Raw genomic sequence first — 18,651 nt, forward strand, 5'->3', positions numbered from 1 at the left:
CGCAGCGCTGGACACGCGCTCCGCTTCGTCAGCGAGCGCGGCGCCGCGCCTGCAGGCCTGGAGCGGCTGCGAGCGATTGCCGGCCACGCGCATCGGCATGCCTGCCGGGGCATGCCTGAAGTCGTAGTCTCAACGGACGATGATGGCGCGGCCGGCAGTTCGCACAATGCTCCCAGGTATCCGACCAATCCTGGGGGCAGCAATGATCGACATTCGCGGTTTGGCCTACATCGTCACTCAGATCGACGATCTCGCCGAATGGGCAGGCTACGCAGAGAACGTGCTCGGCATGATGAGCTCGCCGGCGCCTGGTGGCGGGCTCTACGTCAAGATGGACGAACGGCCCTTCCGCATCCTGGTGGTGCAGGGTGCGGAGCGCCGCTACCTCGCTTCGGGCTGGGAACTGCCGGGCAGGGAGGCATTCGAGGCGGCGCTGGCCGAACTGGAGGCGAAGGGCGTGAGCTACGTGCTGGCCGACGCCGCCACCGTGGCCCAGCGCGGCATGCAGGCGGTGGCGGTGCTGACCGATCCGTCCGGCAACCGCCACGAACTGTGCTGGGGCCATCTGTCGGACTGCCAGCCCTTCGTGTCGCCGCAGGCGGTGCCGCGTTTCGTCACCGGCGACATGGGCCTGGGCCACACGGTGCTGCCGGCGCCCGACTTCGACGCCACCGCGGCCTTCCTCCGCGACGTGCTCGGCTTCGGCCTGTCCGACATCTTCAACTTCCGCCCCGATCCGGCCGCGCCGCCGGTCCGCATCCACTTCATGCATTGCGGCAATGCCCGCCACCACAGCCTCGCGATCGCCGAATACCCGGTGCCGAGCGGCTGCGTGCATGTGATGGTGGAAGTCGATTCGATGACCGAGGTCGGCCGCGCCCACGACCGCCGCATTGCCCACGAGGTGCCGCTGTCGGCGACGCTGGGCCAGCATCTCAACGACCGCATGATCTCCTTCTACATGAAGACGCCGTCGGACTTCGACCTGGAATACGGCTTCGGCGGCCTGCAGCTCGACTGGGATCGACACACCGCCTTCGAATTCACCCGCGTCAGCATCTGGGGCCACGACTTCGGCGTCGGCCAGCGGCAGGAACAGGCCGCCTGAGCGCGGCCGGCAACAGGAAAAGCATTCATGAACAAACAGATGACGGCGGCCGATGTCGTCGCCCGGCTCCGGGACGGCATGACCATCGGCTTCGGCGGCTGGGGGCCGCGGCGCAAGCCGATGGCGATCGTGCGCGAGATCCTGCGCTCGGACCTGAAGGATCTCACCGTGGTCTCCTACGGCGGGCCGGACGTCGGCATGCTGTGCGCCGCCGGCAAGGTCAGGAAGCTGATCTTCGGCTTCGCCACGCTCGACGCCATTCCGCTCGAACCCTGGTACCGCAAGGTGCGCGAAACCGGCGCGCTGGAACTGATGGAGCTCGACGAAGGCATGTGGCAATGGGGCCTGCGCGCCGCCGGCATGCGCGTGCCCTTCCTGCCGACGCGCTGCGGGCTGGCGACCGACGTGACCAGGCTGAACCCTGAGCTCAAGACCATCCGCTCGCCCTACGACGATGGCGAGGTGCTGCTGGCGATGCCGGCGCTCAAGCTCGACGCCGCGCTGGTGCACGTCAATGTCGCCGACCGCCTCGGCAACACCCTGATCCTGGGCGGCGACCCCTACTTCGACCACCTCGTCGCGCGGGCCGCGGACGCCTGCTACGTGTCGGCCGAGCGGGTCGAGGAACGGCTGGCGCTGGCGCCCGAGCAGGCCCGCTTCAACACCTTCGAGCGCTATCTGGTGAAAGGCGTGGTGCATGCGCCCGGCGGCGCGCATCCGACCACCTGCGCGCCGGATTACGGCTGGGACATGAGCCATTTCAAGCGCTACGTCGCCAGCGCCGCCGAGGAAGGCGGCTGGCAGGCCTACATGGACGAATTCGTCAGCCCGGGCGAGGCCGCCTACCAGGCCGCCAACGGCGGTATCGAACGCATGGGCGCGCTGCCCCTGCCGGTGTTTTGAGGAGCGTGAGCGGCATGAGCGACAAGCTTGAATTCTCCCTGGCCGAACTGATGATCGTCGCGGCTTCCGAAGCCTGGCGCGGCGATGGCGAAGTGCTGGCTTCCGGCATCGGCGTGATCCCGCGCCTGGCCGCCAGCCTGGCCAAGCTCAGCTACGCGCCGGAACTGCTGATGACCGACAGCGAATGCCTGCTGGTCGAAGAGCCGATCCCGCTCGGGCCGCGCGGCGACCACGTGCCGAAATACTCCGGCTACATGTCCTTCGAGCGCGTCTTCGAATGCGTGTGGGGCGGCCGCCGCCACGCCATGATCGGCCCGACCCAGATCGACCGCTGGGGCCAGACCAACCTGTCGGTGGTCGGCGACTACCACAAGCCCAAGGCTGCCATCCTCGGTGTGCGCGGCCTGCCCGGCAACAGCATCAACCACATCAATTCCTTCCTCGTGCCCAACCACAGCAAGCGCGTGTTCGTCGAAGGCGAGGTCGACATGGTGTCCGGCGTCGGTTTCAACCCGGCGCGCTGGGAGCCCGGCATGAAGCAGGATTTCATGGACATCCGCCGCATCGTCACCGACCTGTGCGTGATGGATTTCGAGGGTCCGGACCACGCCATCCGCGTGCGCTCGCTGCATCCGGGCGTGGGTTTCGACGAGGTCCAGGGCAAGACCGGCTTCCCGCTGCTGCAGGCGCCCGGCCTGGGCGAGACTCCGCACCCGAGCGCGGAGCAGCTCGCGATCATCCGCCGCCTCGACCCGCACGAGCTGCGCAGCGCGCAGCTCAAGGGCAATCCGCCGGGCATTCGCGCGGCCGCCTGAGGCCGGCAAGGAGCAGACACGCATGAGCGCCCCCGACCAGAACTTCGTCGATCGTCCCGACAACTCGGTGTACGAGACCGATGCGCCGGTGAGCTATGCCGTTGCCGACGGCATCGCCACGGTGACGATGAGCCGTACCGAGTTCAACAATGCGCAGAACTCGCAGATGACCTATGCGCTGGATGCCGCCTTCCGCCGCGCGGTGGACGACGATGCGGTGAAGGTCATCGTGCTGCGCGGCGACGGCAGGCACTTCTCGGCCGGCCACGACATCGGCACGCCGGGGCGCGACATCAACAAGCCCTTCGAGCGCGTGCACCTGTGGTGGGACCACACCAACAAGCCCGGCGGCGAATACCTCTACGTGCGCGAGCAGGAGGTGTACCTGAACATGTGCCGGCGCTGGCGCGAACTGCCCAAGCCGACCATCGCCATGGTGCAGGGCGCCTGCGTGGCCGGCGGGCTGATGCTGGCCTGGGTGTGCGACTTCATCGTCGCCAGCGACGACGCCTTCTTCCAGGACCCGGTGGTGCGCATGGGCATTCCCGGCGTCGAGTATTTCGCCCACCCCTTCGAGCTGCATCCGCGCATCGCCAAGGAATTCCTCATGACCGGCGACCGCATGGGCGCCGAGCGCGCGTACCAGATGGGCATGGTCAACCGCGTGGTGCCGCGCGACCGGCTGGAGGAGGAAACCTATGCGCTCGCTGCCCGCGTGGCGAAGCAGCCGCGCATGGGCCTGGCGCTGACCAAGCAGGCGATCAACCACGTCGAGGACCTGCAGGGCAAGCGCACGGCGATGGATGCGGTGTTCGCCTGGCACCATTTCGCCCATACCCACAACGAACTGCTGTCCGGCGACAAGCTCGGCGGCTACGATGCAAAAGCGATGGCGGACGCCAACAAGCGTGCGGCCGCTGAGGGCAGCTCATGAGCCACGATTTTTCCGCGCTGCTGCGCACGCCGCTGACCGAGCGCCTCGGTTGCCGCTTCCCCATCGTGCAGACGGCGATGGGCTGGGTGGCCGACGCCGATCTGGTGATCGCCACGACCCGGGCCGGCGGCTTCGGCTTCCTGGCCGGCGCCACGATCGAGGCGGGCAAGCTCGAAGGCGAGATCCGCAAGGTCATCGAGGCCACCGGCGGCAGCAATTTCGGCCTCAACTTCCACATGTTCCAGGAGAACGCCGCGCAGTGCGTCGACCTGGCGATCCAGTACCGGCTGCGTGCGGTCAGCTACGGCCGCGGCCCGGACAAGAAGACCATCGCCCGCTTCAAGGAGGCCGGCGTGCTGTGCATTCCCACCGTGGGGGCACTGAAGCATGCGCTGAAGGCAGTCGAACTGGGCGCCGACATGATCACCATCCAGGGCGGCGAGGGCGGCGGCCATACCGGCGGCGTGCCCACCACCATCCTGCTGCCGCAGGTGCTGGCGGCGGTGAAGGTGCCGGTGATCGCCGCCGGCGGCTATTCCACCGGCCGCGGCCTGGCCTCGGCGCTGGCCGCCGGCGCGGCCGGCATCGCCATGGGCACGCGCTTCCTGATGACCACGGACTCGCCGACGCCGCCGGCGACGCTGGCACGCTACGTGAAGGTGGACGATCCGCAGAAGGTGCGCGTCACGCTGGCGGTCGACGGCATGCGCCACCGCATGATCGAGAATCCCTTCATCGACCGGCTCGAGGCCGCCAGCCCGGTCGGCCGGCTGCTGATCGCGCTGAAGAGCGCGTGGGCCTGGAAGCAGCAGACCGGCATGAGCCTGGGCCATATGCTCGGCGTGTTCCGCCAGGCCCTGAAGGAAGACCCCGGCGCGGTGTCGCAGACGGTGATGTCGGCCAACCAGCCGGTGCTGCTGCAGCGCTCGATGGTGGAAGGCTTCCCGGACGAGGGCATCCTGCCCAGCGGCCAGGTCGCGGCGGCCATCGGCGAGCTCGAAAGCTGTGCAGACGTCATCCACGGCATCGCCGCCGAAGCCGAGGACTGCCTTGCCGCGCTGTATGCCCGGCTCGGCGATGAAACCGCCGCCGGGAGGCGTGCGGACACGGAGGCGGCCGCGTGAAGGCGGCGCGACACGACGAAGATCAGACCAGACCCAGGGAGCCCGATAACGTGAGCCAGGCATTCAAGACAAGCATCGACGGCGGCATCGCCGAACTCGTCATCGACAAAGCGCCGGTCAATGCGCTCGACAGCAGCGAGTGGTTCGCGCTGGCGCGGCGCATCGACGAACTCGGCCACGACCCCGAAGTGCGCGTGATCGTGATCCGCGCCGAAGGCCGCGGCTTCTGCGCCGGCGTGGACATCAAGGAACTCGATGCCCACCCCGAGCGCATCGTCGCCGTCAATGGCGGCAACTACGCCACTTTCAAGGCGGTGCACCGCAACCCGGTGCCGGTCATCGTCGCGGTGCACGGTTTCGTGCTCGGCGGCGGCATCGGCATCACCGGCGCGGCCGACATCGTCGTCGCCTCCGACTGCGCCACTTTCGCGCTGCCCGAAGTCGATCGCGGCGCGATGGGTGGCGGCGCCCACCTGCAGCGCCTGTTCCCGGTGCAGAAGGTGCGCTATCTGTTCTTCACCGGCGACAAAATCGGCGCCGCCGAAGCCGAGCGCTACGGCTTCATCGAGCGCGTCGTGCCGAAGGCCGAGCTGCGTAAGGCCGCGCTCGAGATCGCGCGCAAGATCGCCGCCAAGAGCCCGGCCATGATCCGCATCGCCAAGGAGGCGCTGAACGGCATCGAGGACGGCAACCTGGAAGACAAGTACCGCTGGGAACAGGGTTTCACGCTGCAGGCCTACACCAGCCCGGACTCGGCGGAAACCCGCCGTGCCTTCGTCGAGAAACGCGAAGCCCAGTTCTGAGGACACCATGGATCTCGCCTACACCCCCCGGCAGAAAGCCTTCCGCAAGGAAGTGCGCGCCTGGCTCGCGGCCAACCTGCCGCGCGAGCCGCTGGCCAGCTACGACACCCGCGAGGGCTTCGAGCAGCACCGCGAATGGGAGCGCAAGCTGTTCGACGCCCGCCTGTCGATGGTGATCTGGCCCGAGGCGCTCGGCGGCCGCGGCTGCGACCTCATCGAATGGCTGATCTTCGAAGAGGAGTACTACGGTGCCGGCGCGCCGATGCGCGTCAACCAGAACGGCCAGCTGCTGCTCGGCCCGACCCTGATCGAGTTCGGCACCGAGGCGCAGAAGGCGCGCTTCCTGCCGCGCATGGCTTCGAGCGAGGACATGTGGGCGCAGGGTTGGTCCGAGCCCAATGCCGGTTCCGACATGGCGGCGATCACCAGCAAGGCGATCCTGTCGGCCGACGGCAGCCATTACCTGCTCAACGGCCAGAAGACCTGGTCGACACGGGCGAGCTTCGCCGACTGGCTGTTCGGCCTGTTCCGCAGCGACCCGACCTCCAGCCGCCACCACGGCCTGTCCTACCTGGCGGTGCCGCTGGACGCGCCCGGCGTGACGATCCGCCCGATCCAGGCCCTGAACGGCAAGCAGGCCTTCGCCGAGATCTTCTTCGACGACGTCAAGGTGCCGGTAGACAACCGCATCGGCGAGGAAGGCCAGGGCTGGCATGTGGCGATGGCCACTGCCGGCTTCGAGCGCGGCCTGCTGCTGCGCTCGCCGGCACGCTTCCAATACACCGCGCGCAAGCTGGTCGAGCTGTACAAGGCCAACCGCGAAGTGGCCGACCGCGACCCCGCCATCCGCGATGCCGTCATCGAAGCCTGGACCGGCACCGAAGCTTACGCACTGTCGGCCTACCACACCGTCGGCCGCCTGGCGAAGGGCGCGCGCATCGGCGCCGAGGCCAGCACCAACAAGATCTTCTGGTCCGAACTCGACCTGAAGATGCACGAAACCGCGATGCGCATCCTCGGTGCCCGCGGCGAACTGACCGGCGACGCACCGGCGTCCGTCGATGCCGCGCGCTGGCTGGACGGCTTCCTGTTCGCCCAGGCCGGCCCGATCTATGCCGGCACCAACGAGATCCAGCGCAACATCATCGCCGAGCGCATGCTCGGCCTGCCGAAGTAAGAAGAGGCCGGCCATGGACTTCACTTTCACCGACGACCAGCTCACTTTCCGCGAGGCGGTGAGCCGTTTCCTGATGACCGAAGCCGCGCCCGAGATGCTGCGCGAGATCTGGGAGACCGACAGCGGACGTTCTCCCTCCCTGCGCAAGAACATCGCCGAGCAGGGTCTCACCTCGCTGTCGGTGCCCGAGGACTGCGGCGGCCTCGGCATGGACGATGTCGCCTGGGCGCTGATGACGCAGGAACTGGGCTACTACGCCATTCCCGATTCGCTCGCCGATACCGCCTATGTCGCCGCCGGGCTGATCAAGACCTTGGCGGAGGGCGCCGGCGCACGCGGCGAATGGCTCGGACGCATTGCCGAAGGCAGCATCCGCATCGCCGTCGGCCATCCGATCAACCCGCTGGTGGCCGACGCCAGCCCCGCGGACCTGCTGCTGCTCGCCCATGGCGATGAAGTGCATGCGGTGCCGCGCGCCGAAGTCGGGATCGAGGCCAATCCCAGCATCGACCTGTCGCGCCGCCTCGCCCGCGTGAGCTGGGCGCCGGCCGCGGCCACCATGCTCGCCGACGGCGATGCCGGCCGCGCGCTGTGGGCGCAGACGCTGAACCGCGGCACCCTGTCGGTCGCCGGCCAGCTCCTGGGCCTGGCGCAGCGCATGCTCGACCTGTCGGTCGATTACACCGCCCAGCGCAAGCAGTTCGGCAAGCCGATCGGCAGTTTCCAGGCCGTCAAGCACCACCTTGCCGATGTCGCCACCCGCATCGAATTCGCCAAGCCGGTGCTGTACCGCGCCGCCTACGCACTCGCCCGCGACGAAGCCGGCGCCGACGCGCGCGCCTCGCATGCCAAGCTCGCCTGCGGCGAGGCCGCCTGGCTGGCGGCGCGCCATGGCATCCAGGTCCATGGCGCGATGGGCTACACCTGGGAAGTCGATCTGCAGATGTTCATGAAGCGCGCCTGGGCGCTCGATGCATCCTGGGGTGACCGCGGCTTCCACAAGTCCCGCGTCGCCGACGCGATCCTGGCCGACGGCGCCGCTCTCGGCCCGGGCCACACTTTCGAGGAATGAAGATGGCGCAAGCCTACATTGTCGATGCCCTGCGCAGCCCCACCGGCAAGCGCAAGGGCGGCCTGTCCCACGTGCATGCGATCGACCTCGGTGCGCATGTCCTGCGCGCGCTGGTCGAGCGCAACGCGATCCCGGCCGAGGAATACGACGACGTGATCTTCGGCTGCGTCGACACCATCGGCTCGCAGGCGGGCGACATCGCGCGCACCGCCTGGCTGGCCGCCGGTCTGCCGCTGAACGTGCCCGGCACCACGGTGGACCGCCAGTGCGGATCGTCGCAGCAGGCGCTGCATTTCGCTGCCCAGGCGGTGATGAGCGGCACCCAGGACGTGGTCGCGGTCGGCGGCGTGCAGACCATGACGCAGATCCCGATCTCGTCGGCGATGCTCGCCGGCCAGCCGCTCGGCTTTCCCGACCCGTTCTCGGGCAGCAAGGGCTGGAAGGCGCGTTTCGGCGACCAGCCGGTCGACCAGTTCTATTCCGCCCAGCGCATCGCCGACCACTGGCAGCTCAGCCGCCATGACATGGAGGTGTTCGCGCTGGAAAGCCATCGCCGCGCGCTGGCCGCGATCGCCGAAGGCCGCTTCGAGCGCGAGATCGTCGGCCTGGAAGGCGTGGACAAGGACGAGACGCCGCGCCTCACCACGCTGGAGAAGATGGCCGGACTCGAGCCGGTCGGCCCGGCCTATCCGTCGATCACCGCCGCGGTGTCGAGCCAGACCTGCGATGCCTCGGCCGCGCTGCTGGTGGTGTCGGAGGCCGCGCTGAAGCGCTACGGCCTGACGCCGCGCGCCCGCATCCATCATCTGTCGGTGATGGGCGACGACCCCATCTGGCACCTCACCGCGCCGATCCCCGCCACCCGCGCCGCGCTGAAGAAGGCCGGCATGGGCATCGGCGACATCGACGTGGTCGAGATCAACGAGGCCTTCGCCTCGGTCGTCATGGCCTGGCAGAAGGAGCTGGACTGCGACCCGGCGCGCATGAACCCGAACGGCGGCGCCATCGCCCTGGGCCATCCGCTGGGCGCCACCGGCGCGCGCCTGATGACCACCCTGCTGCACGAGCTGGAGCGCAGCGGCGGGCGCTACGGCCTGCAGACCATGTGCGAAGGCGGCGGCCAGGCCAACGTCACCATCATCGAGAAACTGTGAGCGGAGAAGACTGCAATGGGAATGTGTGAAGGACGCACCGTCATCATCACCGGCGCCGGCGGCGGGCTGGGTCGCGCCTATGCGCTGGCCTTCGCCGCCGAGGGCGCGAACGTGGTGGTCAACGACATCCGCAGGGAAGCCGCCGACGCGGTGGCGGCGGAGATCGCCGCCGCGGGCGGCAAGGCCATCGCCAACGCCGACGACATCACCCGCATCGAAACCGCGCAGTGCATCGTCGATGCCGCACTGGCGGCCTTCGGCGAAGTGCATGTGGTGGTGAACAATGCCGGCATCCTGCGCGATCGCATGTTCGTCAGCCTGTCCGAGGACGACTGGGACCAGGTCATGCGGGTGCACCTGAAGGGCCATTTCTGCCTGGCGAACATCCTCGGCAGGCGCTGGCGCGACCAGGCCAAGGCCGGCAACAGGATCGCCGCGCGCATCATCAACACCAGTTCCGGCGCCGGCCTGCAGGGCTCGGTGGGGCAGTCGAACTATTCCGCGGCGAAGGGCGGTATCGCCGCGCTGACCCTGGTGCAGGCGGCCGAGATGGCGCGCTACGGCGTCACCGCCAATGCGCTCGCGCCGTCCGCACGCACTTCGATGACCGAGAGCGCGATGGCCGACGTGGTGAAGAAGCCCGAGGACGGCAGCTTCGACCTGTGGGCGGCGGAGAACGTCGCGCCGCTGGTGGTGTGGCTGGGCAGCGAGCTGTCCGCGCACGTCAGCGGCCAGGTGTTCGAGAGCCAGGGCGGGCGCATCTCGGTGTGCGACGGCTGGCGCACCGGCCCGCAGCAGGACAAGGGCGCGCGCCTGACGCCGCTCGAAGCCGGTGCGATGGTCGACGAACTGATGAAGCAGGCCGTGCCGGCGCAGAAGGTGTGGGGTAGCTGAACATGACCGGGCAGGCGCCGGCGCAGGGGCGCCGTGACTTTCTGAAGGCCGGCGCGGCGCTGGGCGGCGCCGCCGCAAGCGGCCTGGGGCTTGCCGGGGCGGCAGCGGCTGGCGAGGTCGCGGCCTTGCCGCTGCCGGAGTACGAAAGCTGGGATGCGATCGGGATCGCAGGCCTGATCCGGCGCGGCGACATTCGCCCCGGTGAAGTGCTGGAAGCCGCGCTCGCCCGCGTCGAAGCCCGTTCCGCCATCAATGCCGTCGCCGTGCCGCATTACGAACTCGCCCGCGCGCATGCGCGGGCGCTGGACGGCGCCGGCAAGGCCGAGCGCGAAGCGCGTCCGCCGCTGGCCGGCGTGCCCTTCGCGCTGAAGGACCTCGGCGTCGCCCTCGAAGGCACGGTGACCACCAACGGCTGCGCCTTCTTCAAGGATGCGATGGCCGACCACGATTCCACGCTGGTGCAGCGCTATCGGACGGCAGGGCTGAACATCTTCGCCAAGCTCACCAGTCCCGAGTTCGGCCAGACCGCGACCACCGAGTCCCGCCTGTTCGGGCTGACGCGCAATCCCTGGAACCTGGCGTACAGCTCGGGCGGCTCGTCGGGCGGCTCCTCGGCGGCGATCGCCGCCGGCGTGCTGCCCGCAGCGCACGCCAGCGACGGCGGCGGCTCGATCCGCATCCCGGCCTCGCACTGCGGCCTGTTCGGGCTCAAGCCCAGCCGCGGCCTGATCCCGATGGGGCCGCGCGCACTGGAAGGCTGGCTGGGGCTGTCGGCGCACAACGTCATCAGCCGCAGCGTGCGCGATACCGCGCTGCTGATGCAGCTCAGCCAGGGGCCGGAGGCCGGCACGCGCACCGCGCCGTCGGTCACCGACCTGCTCGCCGCGCTGACGCAGGCGCCGCGCGGGCTGCGCATCGGCCTGTTCGAGGCCAACCTGTTCGGCATGGGCGTGCATGCGGAATGCCTGGCGGCGGCGCACAAGGCGGCGACGCTGTGCGCCGGGCTCGGCCACCATGTCGAGCCGCTGTCGCTGGAGGCGCTGCCTTTCCTGGAAATGGCCGGCAGCATGGGCGTGGTCACCGCCAGCGGCATGCTGCACACCGTGCGTGTGCGCGAGAAGGCGCTCGGCCGCGAGGCGCGCGAGGACGAATTCGAGCCGCTCGACTGGCAGAGCATGCAGAAGGCGAAAAACTACAGCGCCGGGCAGATACTCGGCGCGCGCGCGGTCTTCGACCAGGCCGGCCGCATTCTCGACGAAGTGTTCTCGCGCTACGACCTGATCCTGTCGCCGACCACCGCGGCGCTGCCGCCCAGGCTCGGCGAACTCTCGCTCGACCAGCCTTTCGACGACTTTGCCCGGCGTGCGGTGCTGGCCTCGGCGTTCACGTCGATGTTCAACATCAGCGGCCACCCGGCGATGTCGGTGCCGCTGCACTGGAGCGCCGAAGGCCTGCCGGTGGGCGCGCAGTTCGCCGCGCCTTTCGGCGGCGAGGCAAGGCTGATCGCGCTGGCGGCGCAGCTCGAAGAGGCTGCGCCGTGGGCGGACCGTCGTCCGCCGCCGGTCTGAGACGGCACGATACAAGGCGGCATTCGGGCCGCAAGGAGATCCGATGAACACATCCCCATCCCGCGGCGTTGCCGTCGTCACCGGCGCGAGCCGCGGCGTCGGCCGCGGCATCGCCGAGGCGCTGGGCGCCGCCGGCATGACCGTCTATGTGACCGGGCGCAGCACTGTGGAGGGCAGTGTTCGCCTCGGCGACGAGGTGCTGCACGGCACCATCCACGATGCGGCAGCGGCCGTCACCGCCGCCGGCGGGCAGGGCATCGCGGTGCACTGCGACCACGCCGACGATGCCCAGGTGCAGGCGCTGTTCGAGCGCGTCGGCCGCGAGCAGGGCCGCCTCGACATCCTGGTGAACAACGCCATCCACATCGACGACAGCCTGATCGACCCCGGCCCCTTCTGGACCAAGCCGCTCGCCCAGGCCGGTATCTTCGGCGTCGGCCTGCGCTCGAACTACGTCGCCGCCTGGCATGCCGCGCCGCTGCTGCTGAGGGCGGGGGGAGGGTTGGTCGCCTTCACCTCGTCGTATGGCGCCGGCTGCTACATGCACGGCCCGGCCTACGGCGCGCAGAAGGCCGGCTGTGACAAGATGGCCGCCGACATGGCGGTGGATTTCGAGGGTACGGGCGTGGCGGCGCTGTCGCTGTGGCTCGGCGTGCAGCGCACCGAGCGCACCGAGATCGCCGCCCGCCGCCGCAGCGACGCCTACGGCGACTTCATGGCGCGCAGCGAGAGCCCGCAATTCGTCGGCCGCGTCATCCACGCACTGTGGCGCGATCCCGAACTGGCCGCGCTGTCCGGGCAGACGCAGATCGCCGCCGAACTCGCGCAGCGTTACGGCGTGCGCGACGAGGGCGGGCGCGAACCGCCGAGCTGGCGCAACATCCTCGGCGCGCCGCCGGCCTTTCATCCGGCGCGGGTGAGCTGAAGGGAGCACACGATGGAACTCGAACGACGCATCGCCCGCCTCGAAGCGCTGGAGGCGATCCGCAGCCTCAAGCACCGCTACCTGAATGCCTGCGATCTGAAGGAGGTGGAAAGCATCCGCGACTGCTTCGCCGCCGGCCCCGTCGTCATCGACTACGAGGCGGTCGGCCGCTTCGAGGACCGCGACGCCTTCGTCGCGCTCTACCGGTCGCTCGCCTGCCACCCGCGCGTGCGCGACAGCCACCACGGCGCCAACCCGGAAATCGAGCTGCTCGCCGGCGATCACGCCCGCGGGCGCTGGGCGCTGTCCTATTTCAACCTCGACGCCGAAACCGGCGCGACCCGCCGGCTGGGCGTGATGTACGACGACGAGTACCGCCGCATCGACGGGGCGTGGAAGATCGTGGCGACGCGCTCGCGGATTCTGGCGGTGGAGTGCGGGCGGGATGAAGCCACGCCCCTTCCTGCGGCATAGCCTGTGAGCTGCATCGGCCGCGCTTCGGCGCGCGCCCCGTTCAGCCGCCCGTCCCTCGGCCTCGCCGTGGCGCAGGCTTCCGCTTCGAACTCCTCCGCGCCGGATCAGGCAAGGCCGAGCTTCTGCAGCCAGGCTTCGACTTCATCGCCGCTGCTCATGTCGGCGGCGACGAGGCCGTCGATCATGAAGGTCGGCGTGGCGTGGATGCCGTTCTGGCGGATCTTGATCGTGAGCTGGTCCTCGCTGGCGCATTCGAGCAGAGCGTCGAGCTTGGCGAACGCCCGTGCCGAGAACGGGCAGGTGGGAGAAACGCCAGGTGACCGGCCCGGCGGCAGCTCAGTAGCTCGCCGCCGTCGCGGCCTTTGCCGTGTCCGGCTTGTAGGTCGCGCATAGCTGCGAAGTCGCGGCCGACAGGATCATCGAATCGACGCCCACCGCGACGAAGCGCGCGCCGGCGGCCTGGTAGCGCTGCACCAGCGCGCGGTCGCCGCACAGCACGCCGCCCCAGGTGCCCTGGGCGCTGACCCGGCGCAGCCCGTCCTCGATCATGCGCACGATGTCGGGATGGTCGGCCTCGCCCGGCAGGCCGAAGGAGGCGGCGAGGTCGGCGGCGCCGAAGAAGATGCCATCGACGCCCTCCACCGCGCGGATGGCGTCGAGGTTCTCCAGCCCGGCGCGGGTCTCCACCTGCACCAGCAGGCACATTTCGTCGTTGGCGGTGTGCATGTAATCGCCGATCCGTCCCCAGCGCGAGGCCCGCGCCAGTGCGCTGCCGACGCCGCGTATGCCGTGCGGCGGATAGCGCATCGCCTGCACCAGATGCGCGGCCTGCGCCGCCGACTCCACCATCGGAATCATCAGGGTCTGCACGCCGGTCTCGAGCAGCTGCTTGATCAGTACGTGGTCGCCGTGGGGCGGGCGCACCACAGGGTGCGAGCCGTAGGCGGCGATGACCTGCAGCTGGGCGAGGATGCTGCGCAGGTCGTTGGGGCCGTGCTCGGCATCGATCAGCAGCCAGTCGAAGCCGGCATCGGCGCAGATCTCGGCGCTCAGCGTCTGCGCCAGGCCCAGCCACAGGCCGTATTGCTGTTCGCCGTGCAGCAGGCGCTGCTTGAATTCGTTGTGCGGGATGTTCATGTCGGACTCCGTGCCGTGGGATTTTCGTCGCTTGCTGATACGGATCAGCCTATCAGGTCTTGCTCTCCTGCTTCCACATCTCCGGCCCGGAACCGCGGGGCCCAAGGCCAATACTGCTTGATTGAGCCAATACCGTTCGGGCTGAGCCCTTCGACTGCGCTCAGGACAGGCCCTTCGGCAGGCTCAGAGCGAACGGCGCCAAGGAAACAGCATTGGGCCTAACGCAGGAACGAGATGCTGCGGAGCATCAGGCGGATCAGGTCGGCCTGGCTGGCGATGCCCATCTTGGCGTAGATCTTCTTCGAGTAATTGCGCGCCGCAGTTTCGGCGATTCCCATCTGCTGCGCCGCTTCGGCGATGGTGTTGCCGTAGGCGAGGAACAGGGCCAGCGCCGCTTCCTGCCGGGTGAGGCCGAACAGCAGGCCGATGCGCTTCAGGGACTGGGCGTGGGTGGGGCGGAGGGCCTCGAGGTTTGCCGTGAGGTCCGACAGGTAGATGACGGCGCAGGGAGCCTGTCCTCCGCGGTAATAGTGCAGCAACGGTGCCGGATAGACGAGGAGGGCGATCAGCCGGCTCTGGCAGCCGCCCAGACGCACCAGCTCTCCGCCGTCGCCGGAGCCCGCCTGCAGGCGCGCGGAAATCACCTTGTCGATGGCTTCGCTCAACATCGCCTGGGCCGACCGGTCGCCCAGCCTCAGTTGCCTGCGGACGAGCGCCACGTCCGGGCTCAGCTCGATGATGGAAGATGCCACGCGGTTGATGTGGATGGCTTCGCGCTTGTCGTTGAGCAGGACGCAGCCCAGGGCGAAGTGCTCCACCATGTTCTCGTAGATGGCTTTCTCGGTTTCCTGCCGCTTCAGCTGGGCATAGAGCCCGAGCGCCCGCGTCAGGTGCGGCAGCAAGGCCCGCATCAAGGCAAGGTCGGCCGCGCTGAACGATGGGGCGGGGTGCCGGATGCTCCGGACCACGTCGATCCAGCATTTGATGCCGCCGGGTTCGGCAACGCAGGCCCGCAGGCTCCGGGCGATCTGCAGGTGCTCGAAAAGGACGTGCCGCCTTGAGCCGCCCTGCGAGGGTTTCAGCAGGCCCAGCTGCCCCGGCTCCATGCTGCCGGGCCGGAAGGGGTCGTCCTCCATGAACTCTGCCCGGTAGGTGCTCTCCACCGCAACCCAGTCGACGTCGTCCCCGGGCTCGCAGGCGCCGACGAAGATGTCGTGGCCGCCGTCGTCGGCATGGTGCAGCGTGACGAACACGTTGCGGGCGCCGAGCGCCACCCGCAAGCCTTCGGCAAAGCCCTGCCAGGGCACGGCATCGGAAACGCCTTCGTAGATCAGGCCGGTCAGGGCGGAAAGACTGTCGTTCATTCGTGTTCCCTTGGCGAGGCGGGCAGTTTGCATGAGCGGCAGCGCAATGGCCATGGGGCCGGCAGCGGCCGTCATCGGCATGTCCGGCATGTGCGTGAAATGGATGCCGTGCCCGGTACCAGGTGGTACTTGTCCGGCTTCAGGCGCCTTGGCTAGCATTCCCATCGCCGAATCCAGCCCTTTTCCTCGGAACGAATCTCCGCTCCGGCGCAATGGCATTTGCCTTGCAGCGGAATCCTCTGCAAACGCAATCCGCTGCAGATCCACTTCGCTTTTCCCGAGCCATTCATGCAGGCCGCCAATCGATGACACGCTTCGCCAATTCCAATTCCAACTCCAGTTCCAATTCGAATGGAGCCTGGACGCTGGTTCTGGGGCTGGGAATTGTCATGAGCATCAGCTTCGGCTTCACGCTCAATGCATTCGGTATCTTCACGCTGCCGATCATCGAGATGTTCCAGTGCAGTCACGAACAGGCGGCCCGCATCGCCACGGTATTCATGGTCTCCATGACGCTGGCCATGCCGGCGGCGGGCTGGCTGCTCGATCATGTCGCGCCGCGGCCGGTGATGGCCACCGGCGGCCTGGTCACCGGGCTGGCCTACCTGGCGGCCGCCCACAGCGCCGATCTCGCGTCATTCACTGCCGCCATCGCCCTCTGCGGCGCCGGCGTCGGCGCATCGACCTACGTGCCGTCCTTCATCCTCGTGTCGCACTGGTTTTCGCCGAGACGGCAGGGCCTGGCATTCGGCATCCTGCTCGCCGTGGTCGCCGCCGGAGGCACGGTGCTGCCGATCGGGCTCAATCGCATGGTCGAAGTCCTGGGCTTGCGCGTTGCGATGCAGGCCGGGGCGGTCACCATCCTCGCCGTCTGCGTGCCCCTGCTGCTGGGCCTGGTGCGCATGCCCGCACGGGCATCGGGCGCGGGCGGCGCGGCGGCGGCCGAGACAGGCGGGCGCGGGGCCGGCGAGGTCCTGCGCATGCCGCACTACTGGCTGTGGATCGCAATGTTCCTGCTGGTCACGCTGAGCGGCCTCAGCATCCTGATGGGCCTGGTTCCCTATCTGGTGTCCGTCGGCTACTCGGCTGCGCAGGCTGCCGCGGCCTACGGGGCGATCGCCGCGGCGACGATCGCCGGCAGCCTGTCGTTCGGCGCGCTCAGCACGCGGCAAGGCGCGGGGCGCACCCTGGCGCTCGGCATCGTCATCGGCAGCATCGGCCTGCTGTGCCTGCTGCAGGCATCGCATCCGGGCTTTGGACTGGCGGCGATCGTGCTGTTCGTGCTGGCCTGGGGGACGACATTCAATCTGGTCAACCAGATGTCGCCCACCCTGCTGATGGAATTCGCCGGGCAGCGCAGTTTCGGCAGCCTGCTCGGGATCGGCAACCTGATCTCGGGCCTCGGCGCTGCGCTCGGCCCCATGCTTTTCGGCCATCTGGTCGACACCACGAAAAGCTACCTGCTGCCGGTGTCGCTGTGCGCGGCGCTGATGGCGCTGGCCCTGCTGCCGCTTGCCATGCTGCGCCGCGCGCCGCGCCGGATGCAGCACGGCGTCGCATTCGAGAACCACGGGAAATGAGCACCGGCTGCCTTTTCCGGTGGGGCTGCGGCATTGCCGCTTGCGGGCTTCCCGGTCGTTCACGATCGGCATCGTGAGCGCCGAAACCATTTTTTCCAAAGGTCTCGGTGCGCCTGCCGAGACGCTTTCGTCCGCCAGGGAGGTGGCTAGGACATTCCATGGTCAGGCGCCGGGGAACTGAACAATCAAAAGAACGGTTCAGGAAATGCGAAAACCAAAGGAGCGAACGATGAGAAGGACCAGAGCGCTATTCGTATTGTCGACATCCGTCGGGCTCTTGTGCACGAGTACCAGCGCATTGTCCAGGGTGGATGCCGCCGAGGCCGCGAAGCTCGGCAAGGAACTCACCTGCATTGGGGCCGAGGCCGGCCCGAATGCCGACGGCAGCATTCCCGCATTTTCAGGGAAATGGCTGGGAACGCCGCCGCACGTCCAGTATGAGCCATACACCGGTCAACATCCGGTCGACCCGTATCCCGACGACAAGCCCGTCTTCGAGATCACTTCGGCCAATTTCGACAAGCATGCGGATAAATTGACCGAAGGCCAGCAGGAGATGTTCCGTCGCTATCCCACGTTCAGGATCCCAGTGTACGAGGGCAGGCGCGACTTCAGGTACGACGACAAGGTCTGTGAAGTCGCGCGCAGGAATGCGCTCGAGGCGGAGCTGATCGGGAGCGGCCCGGGATACACCGGCTACCAGGGCACGCCGCCCTTCCCGATTCCCGGGCAGGCCATGGAATTGCTCGTGAACACGACCTTCCCCGCCATCGCCTTCACCGAGGACATCCTGCGCGACATTGCCAACGTGCAGTCGACGGGCGAAGTCTTCTGGGGCCAGCAGCGCAACCTGAACCTTAACGTCGTCACCGAGCCCGAGGAGCTCGGCAAGCCGATGGGGAAGATCATGGCGTATGCGATGACGCTGACGATGCTTCCCGTGCGTGACCGCGGTTCGGTGTCCTCGGCCGTGGAGCCTGTCGACCTGGGCAAGGACAAGCGCCTTGCCTGGAACTACGACTCGGGCACCCGCCGCGTCAGGCAGCTGCCGATATACGGCTACGACATGCCGCTTTCAGGCACTTCCGGGCTGATGACGATCGACCAGGACCGGCTGATGAACGGCGATCCCGGCCGATACGAATGGAAGATGCTGGGCAAGCGGGAGATCTATCTTCCGGCCAACACCTATCGGCTCCATGGCAAGGACGTCAAGTACGCCGATCTGCTGAAGCCCAATCATGCCAACCCGGACTATCTGCGCTACGAGCTGCGCCGCGTCTGGGTGCTCGAGGGGAAGCTGAAGGAAGGTTTCCGCCACGTTTTCGGCAGGCGCGTCCTGTTCCTCGACGAGGATAACTGGCAAGCCTCGGTATCCGACTATTACGACAGCCGGGGCGCGCTCTGGCAGCACGCTTTCATCGCTCACTACTACGCATTCGATCTCAAGGGCTGGCACGCCGGCAACAGCTTCTACCACGACCTGAACACCGGGGGCTACATCGCCCACAACCTTTTCCAGGAACGCCCGATCGGCCCGATCCTGAATGCCGGAAAGATGAACCCGACGATGTTCGGCCCGGAAGCCTTGCGCCAGGTCGGCAACTGAGCAGGAGACC

General features: G+C 68.3%; 17 protein-coding genes. 15 read left to right on the top strand and 2 right to left on the bottom strand.

The features are described 5' to 3' along the window. Positions 1-202 precede the first annotated feature (202 nt). The 13 genes from TBU01S_RS09885 to TBU01S_RS09945 are packed head-to-tail and all read left to right on the top strand — an operon-like array spanning position 203 to position 12,951. Positions 203-1,108 carry a VOC family protein gene (locus TBU01S_RS09885; RefSeq protein ID WP_068636478.1) on the top strand — a complete coding sequence of 302 codons (906 nt, stop codon included), beginning with the start codon at positions 203-205 and terminating at the stop codon, positions 1,106-1,108. A gap of 27 nt (positions 1,109-1,135) precedes the next feature. After that, positions 1,136-2,011: a CoA transferase subunit A gene (locus tag TBU01S_RS09890; RefSeq protein ID WP_068636479.1), complete on the top strand. Its 876-nt coding sequence runs from the start codon at positions 1,136-1,138 to the stop codon at positions 2,009-2,011. 14 nt (positions 2,012-2,025) lie between these two features. Next, a complete protein-coding gene (locus TBU01S_RS09895; protein ID WP_068636480.1) occupies positions 2,026-2,826 on the top strand; it encodes a CoA-transferase subunit beta in 801 nt (266 codons plus the stop codon). A gap of 22 nt (positions 2,827-2,848) precedes the next feature. Beyond that, positions 2,849-3,760 (top strand): enoyl-CoA hydratase, encoded by a 912-nt coding sequence (locus TBU01S_RS09900; RefSeq protein WP_068636481.1) that lies wholly within the window; start codon positions 2,849-2,851, stop codon positions 3,758-3,760. After that, positions 3,757-4,884 carry an NAD(P)H-dependent flavin oxidoreductase gene (locus TBU01S_RS09905; RefSeq protein WP_068636482.1) on the top strand — a complete coding sequence of 376 codons (1,128 nt, stop codon included), beginning with the start codon at positions 3,757-3,759 and terminating at the stop codon, positions 4,882-4,884. Before TBU01S_RS09900 ends, TBU01S_RS09905 begins: the two co-directional genes overlap by 4 nt. Before the next feature lie 50 nt (positions 4,885-4,934). Further along, positions 4,935-5,687 carry an enoyl-CoA hydratase family protein gene (locus TBU01S_RS09910; RefSeq protein WP_068636483.1) on the top strand — a complete coding sequence of 251 codons (753 nt, stop codon included), beginning with the start codon at positions 4,935-4,937 and terminating at the stop codon, positions 5,685-5,687. A gap of 7 nt (positions 5,688-5,694) precedes the next feature. After that, the gene (locus TBU01S_RS09915) at positions 5,695-6,864 is read left to right on the top strand and encodes an acyl-CoA dehydrogenase family protein (RefSeq protein ID WP_068636484.1); all 1,170 of its coding nucleotides are present in this window, start codon (positions 5,695-5,697) and stop codon (positions 6,862-6,864) included. 13 nt (positions 6,865-6,877) lie between these two features. Continuing rightward, positions 6,878-7,936 carry an acyl-CoA dehydrogenase family protein gene (locus tag TBU01S_RS09920; RefSeq protein WP_068636485.1) on the top strand — a complete coding sequence of 353 codons (1,059 nt, stop codon included), beginning with the start codon at positions 6,878-6,880 and terminating at the stop codon, positions 7,934-7,936. 2 nt (positions 7,937-7,938) lie between these two features. Next, positions 7,939-9,090: an acetyl-CoA C-acetyltransferase gene (locus tag TBU01S_RS09925; protein WP_068636486.1), complete on the top strand. Its 1,152-nt coding sequence runs from the start codon at positions 7,939-7,941 to the stop codon at positions 9,088-9,090. A 21-nt stretch (positions 9,091-9,111) separates the two neighbouring features. Beyond that, positions 9,112-9,984, top strand: coding sequence for an SDR family oxidoreductase (locus tag TBU01S_RS09930; protein ID WP_245650889.1), 873 nt, complete (start codon positions 9,112-9,114; stop codon positions 9,982-9,984). A 2-nt stretch (positions 9,985-9,986) separates the two neighbouring features. Further along, the gene (locus TBU01S_RS09935; RefSeq protein WP_068636488.1) at positions 9,987-11,552 is read left to right on the top strand and encodes an amidase; all 1,566 of its coding nucleotides are present in this window, start codon (positions 9,987-9,989) and stop codon (positions 11,550-11,552) included. A 43-nt stretch (positions 11,553-11,595) separates the two neighbouring features. After that, positions 11,596-12,477 carry an SDR family NAD(P)-dependent oxidoreductase gene (locus TBU01S_RS09940; RefSeq protein ID WP_068636489.1) on the top strand — a complete coding sequence of 294 codons (882 nt, stop codon included), beginning with the start codon at positions 11,596-11,598 and terminating at the stop codon, positions 12,475-12,477. Positions 12,478-12,489: 12 nt separating this feature from the next. Then, positions 12,490-12,951, top strand: a complete 462-nt coding sequence (locus tag TBU01S_RS09945) for a nuclear transport factor 2 family protein (RefSeq protein ID WP_068636490.1) — start codon at positions 12,490-12,492, stop codon at positions 12,949-12,951. Positions 12,952-13,287: 336 nt separating this feature from the next. On the opposite strand, the gene TBU01S_RS09950 is transcribed toward TBU01S_RS09945, so the two are convergent. Next, positions 13,288-14,088 (bottom strand): aldolase/citrate lyase family protein, encoded by an 801-nt coding sequence (locus TBU01S_RS09950; protein WP_068636491.1) that lies wholly within the window; start codon positions 14,086-14,088, stop codon positions 13,288-13,290. A gap of 218 nt (positions 14,089-14,306) precedes the next feature. Further along, complete coding sequence (locus tag TBU01S_RS09955; protein ID WP_068636521.1) at positions 14,307-15,452, bottom strand: helix-turn-helix transcriptional regulator; 1,146 nt, start codon at positions 15,450-15,452, stop codon at positions 14,307-14,309. 389 nt (positions 15,453-15,841) lie between these two features. Here TBU01S_RS09955 and TBU01S_RS09960 point away from each other — a divergent pair, with 389 nt between their 5' ends. Together TBU01S_RS09960 and TBU01S_RS09965 are read left to right on the top strand one after the other, a co-directional pair. Continuing rightward, positions 15,842-17,032, top strand: coding sequence for an MFS transporter (locus tag TBU01S_RS09960; protein ID WP_068636492.1), 1,191 nt, complete (start codon positions 15,842-15,844; stop codon positions 17,030-17,032). Between the two features lie 307 nt (positions 17,033-17,339). Next, the gene (locus TBU01S_RS09965; protein WP_245650890.1) at positions 17,340-18,641 is read left to right on the top strand and encodes a DUF1329 domain-containing protein; all 1,302 of its coding nucleotides are present in this window, start codon (positions 17,340-17,342) and stop codon (positions 18,639-18,641) included. Positions 18,642-18,651: the final 10 nt, after the last annotated feature.

Source organism: Thauera butanivorans NBRC 103042, assembly GCF_001591165.1.
Lineage (GTDB): Bacteria > Pseudomonadota > Gammaproteobacteria > Burkholderiales > Rhodocyclaceae > Thauera > Thauera butanivorans.

What these genes read in the sequence shown, in the direction of transcription:
- TBU01S_RS09885 (WP_068636478.1), top strand. Translation starts at nt 203, where the DNA reads ATGATCGACATTCGCGGTTTGGCCTACATCGTCACTCAGATCGACGAT.
- TBU01S_RS09890 (WP_068636479.1), top strand. Translation starts at nt 1,136, where the DNA reads ATGAACAAACAGATGACGGCGGCCGATGTCGTCGCCCGGCTCCGGGAC.
- TBU01S_RS09895 (WP_068636480.1), top strand. Translation starts at nt 2,026, where the DNA reads ATGAGCGACAAGCTTGAATTCTCCCTGGCCGAACTGATGATCGTCGCG.
- TBU01S_RS09900 (WP_068636481.1), top strand. Translation starts at nt 2,849, where the DNA reads ATGAGCGCCCCCGACCAGAACTTCGTCGATCGTCCCGACAACTCGGTG.
- TBU01S_RS09905 (WP_068636482.1), top strand. Translation starts at nt 3,757, where the DNA reads ATGAGCCACGATTTTTCCGCGCTGCTGCGCACGCCGCTGACCGAGCGC.
- TBU01S_RS09915 (WP_068636484.1), top strand. Translation starts at nt 5,695, where the DNA reads ATGGATCTCGCCTACACCCCCCGGCAGAAAGCCTTCCGCAAGGAAGTG.
- TBU01S_RS09920 (WP_068636485.1), top strand. Translation starts at nt 6,878, where the DNA reads ATGGACTTCACTTTCACCGACGACCAGCTCACTTTCCGCGAGGCGGTG.
- TBU01S_RS09925 (WP_068636486.1), top strand. Translation starts at nt 7,939, where the DNA reads ATGGCGCAAGCCTACATTGTCGATGCCCTGCGCAGCCCCACCGGCAAG.
- TBU01S_RS09930 (WP_245650889.1), top strand. Translation starts at nt 9,112, where the DNA reads ATGTGTGAAGGACGCACCGTCATCATCACCGGCGCCGGCGGCGGGCTG.
- TBU01S_RS09935 (WP_068636488.1), top strand. Translation starts at nt 9,987, where the DNA reads ATGACCGGGCAGGCGCCGGCGCAGGGGCGCCGTGACTTTCTGAAGGCC.
- TBU01S_RS09940 (WP_068636489.1), top strand. Translation starts at nt 11,596, where the DNA reads ATGAACACATCCCCATCCCGCGGCGTTGCCGTCGTCACCGGCGCGAGC.
- TBU01S_RS09945 (WP_068636490.1), top strand. Translation starts at nt 12,490, where the DNA reads ATGGAACTCGAACGACGCATCGCCCGCCTCGAAGCGCTGGAGGCGATC.
- TBU01S_RS09950 (WP_068636491.1), bottom strand. Translation starts at nt 14,088, where the DNA reads ATGAACATCCCGCACAACGAATTCAAGCAGCGCCTGCTGCACGGCGAA.
- TBU01S_RS09955 (WP_068636521.1), bottom strand. Translation starts at nt 15,452, where the DNA reads ATGAACGACAGTCTTTCCGCCCTGACCGGCCTGATCTACGAAGGCGTT.
- TBU01S_RS09960 (WP_068636492.1), top strand. Translation starts at nt 15,842, where the DNA reads ATGAGCATCAGCTTCGGCTTCACGCTCAATGCATTCGGTATCTTCACG.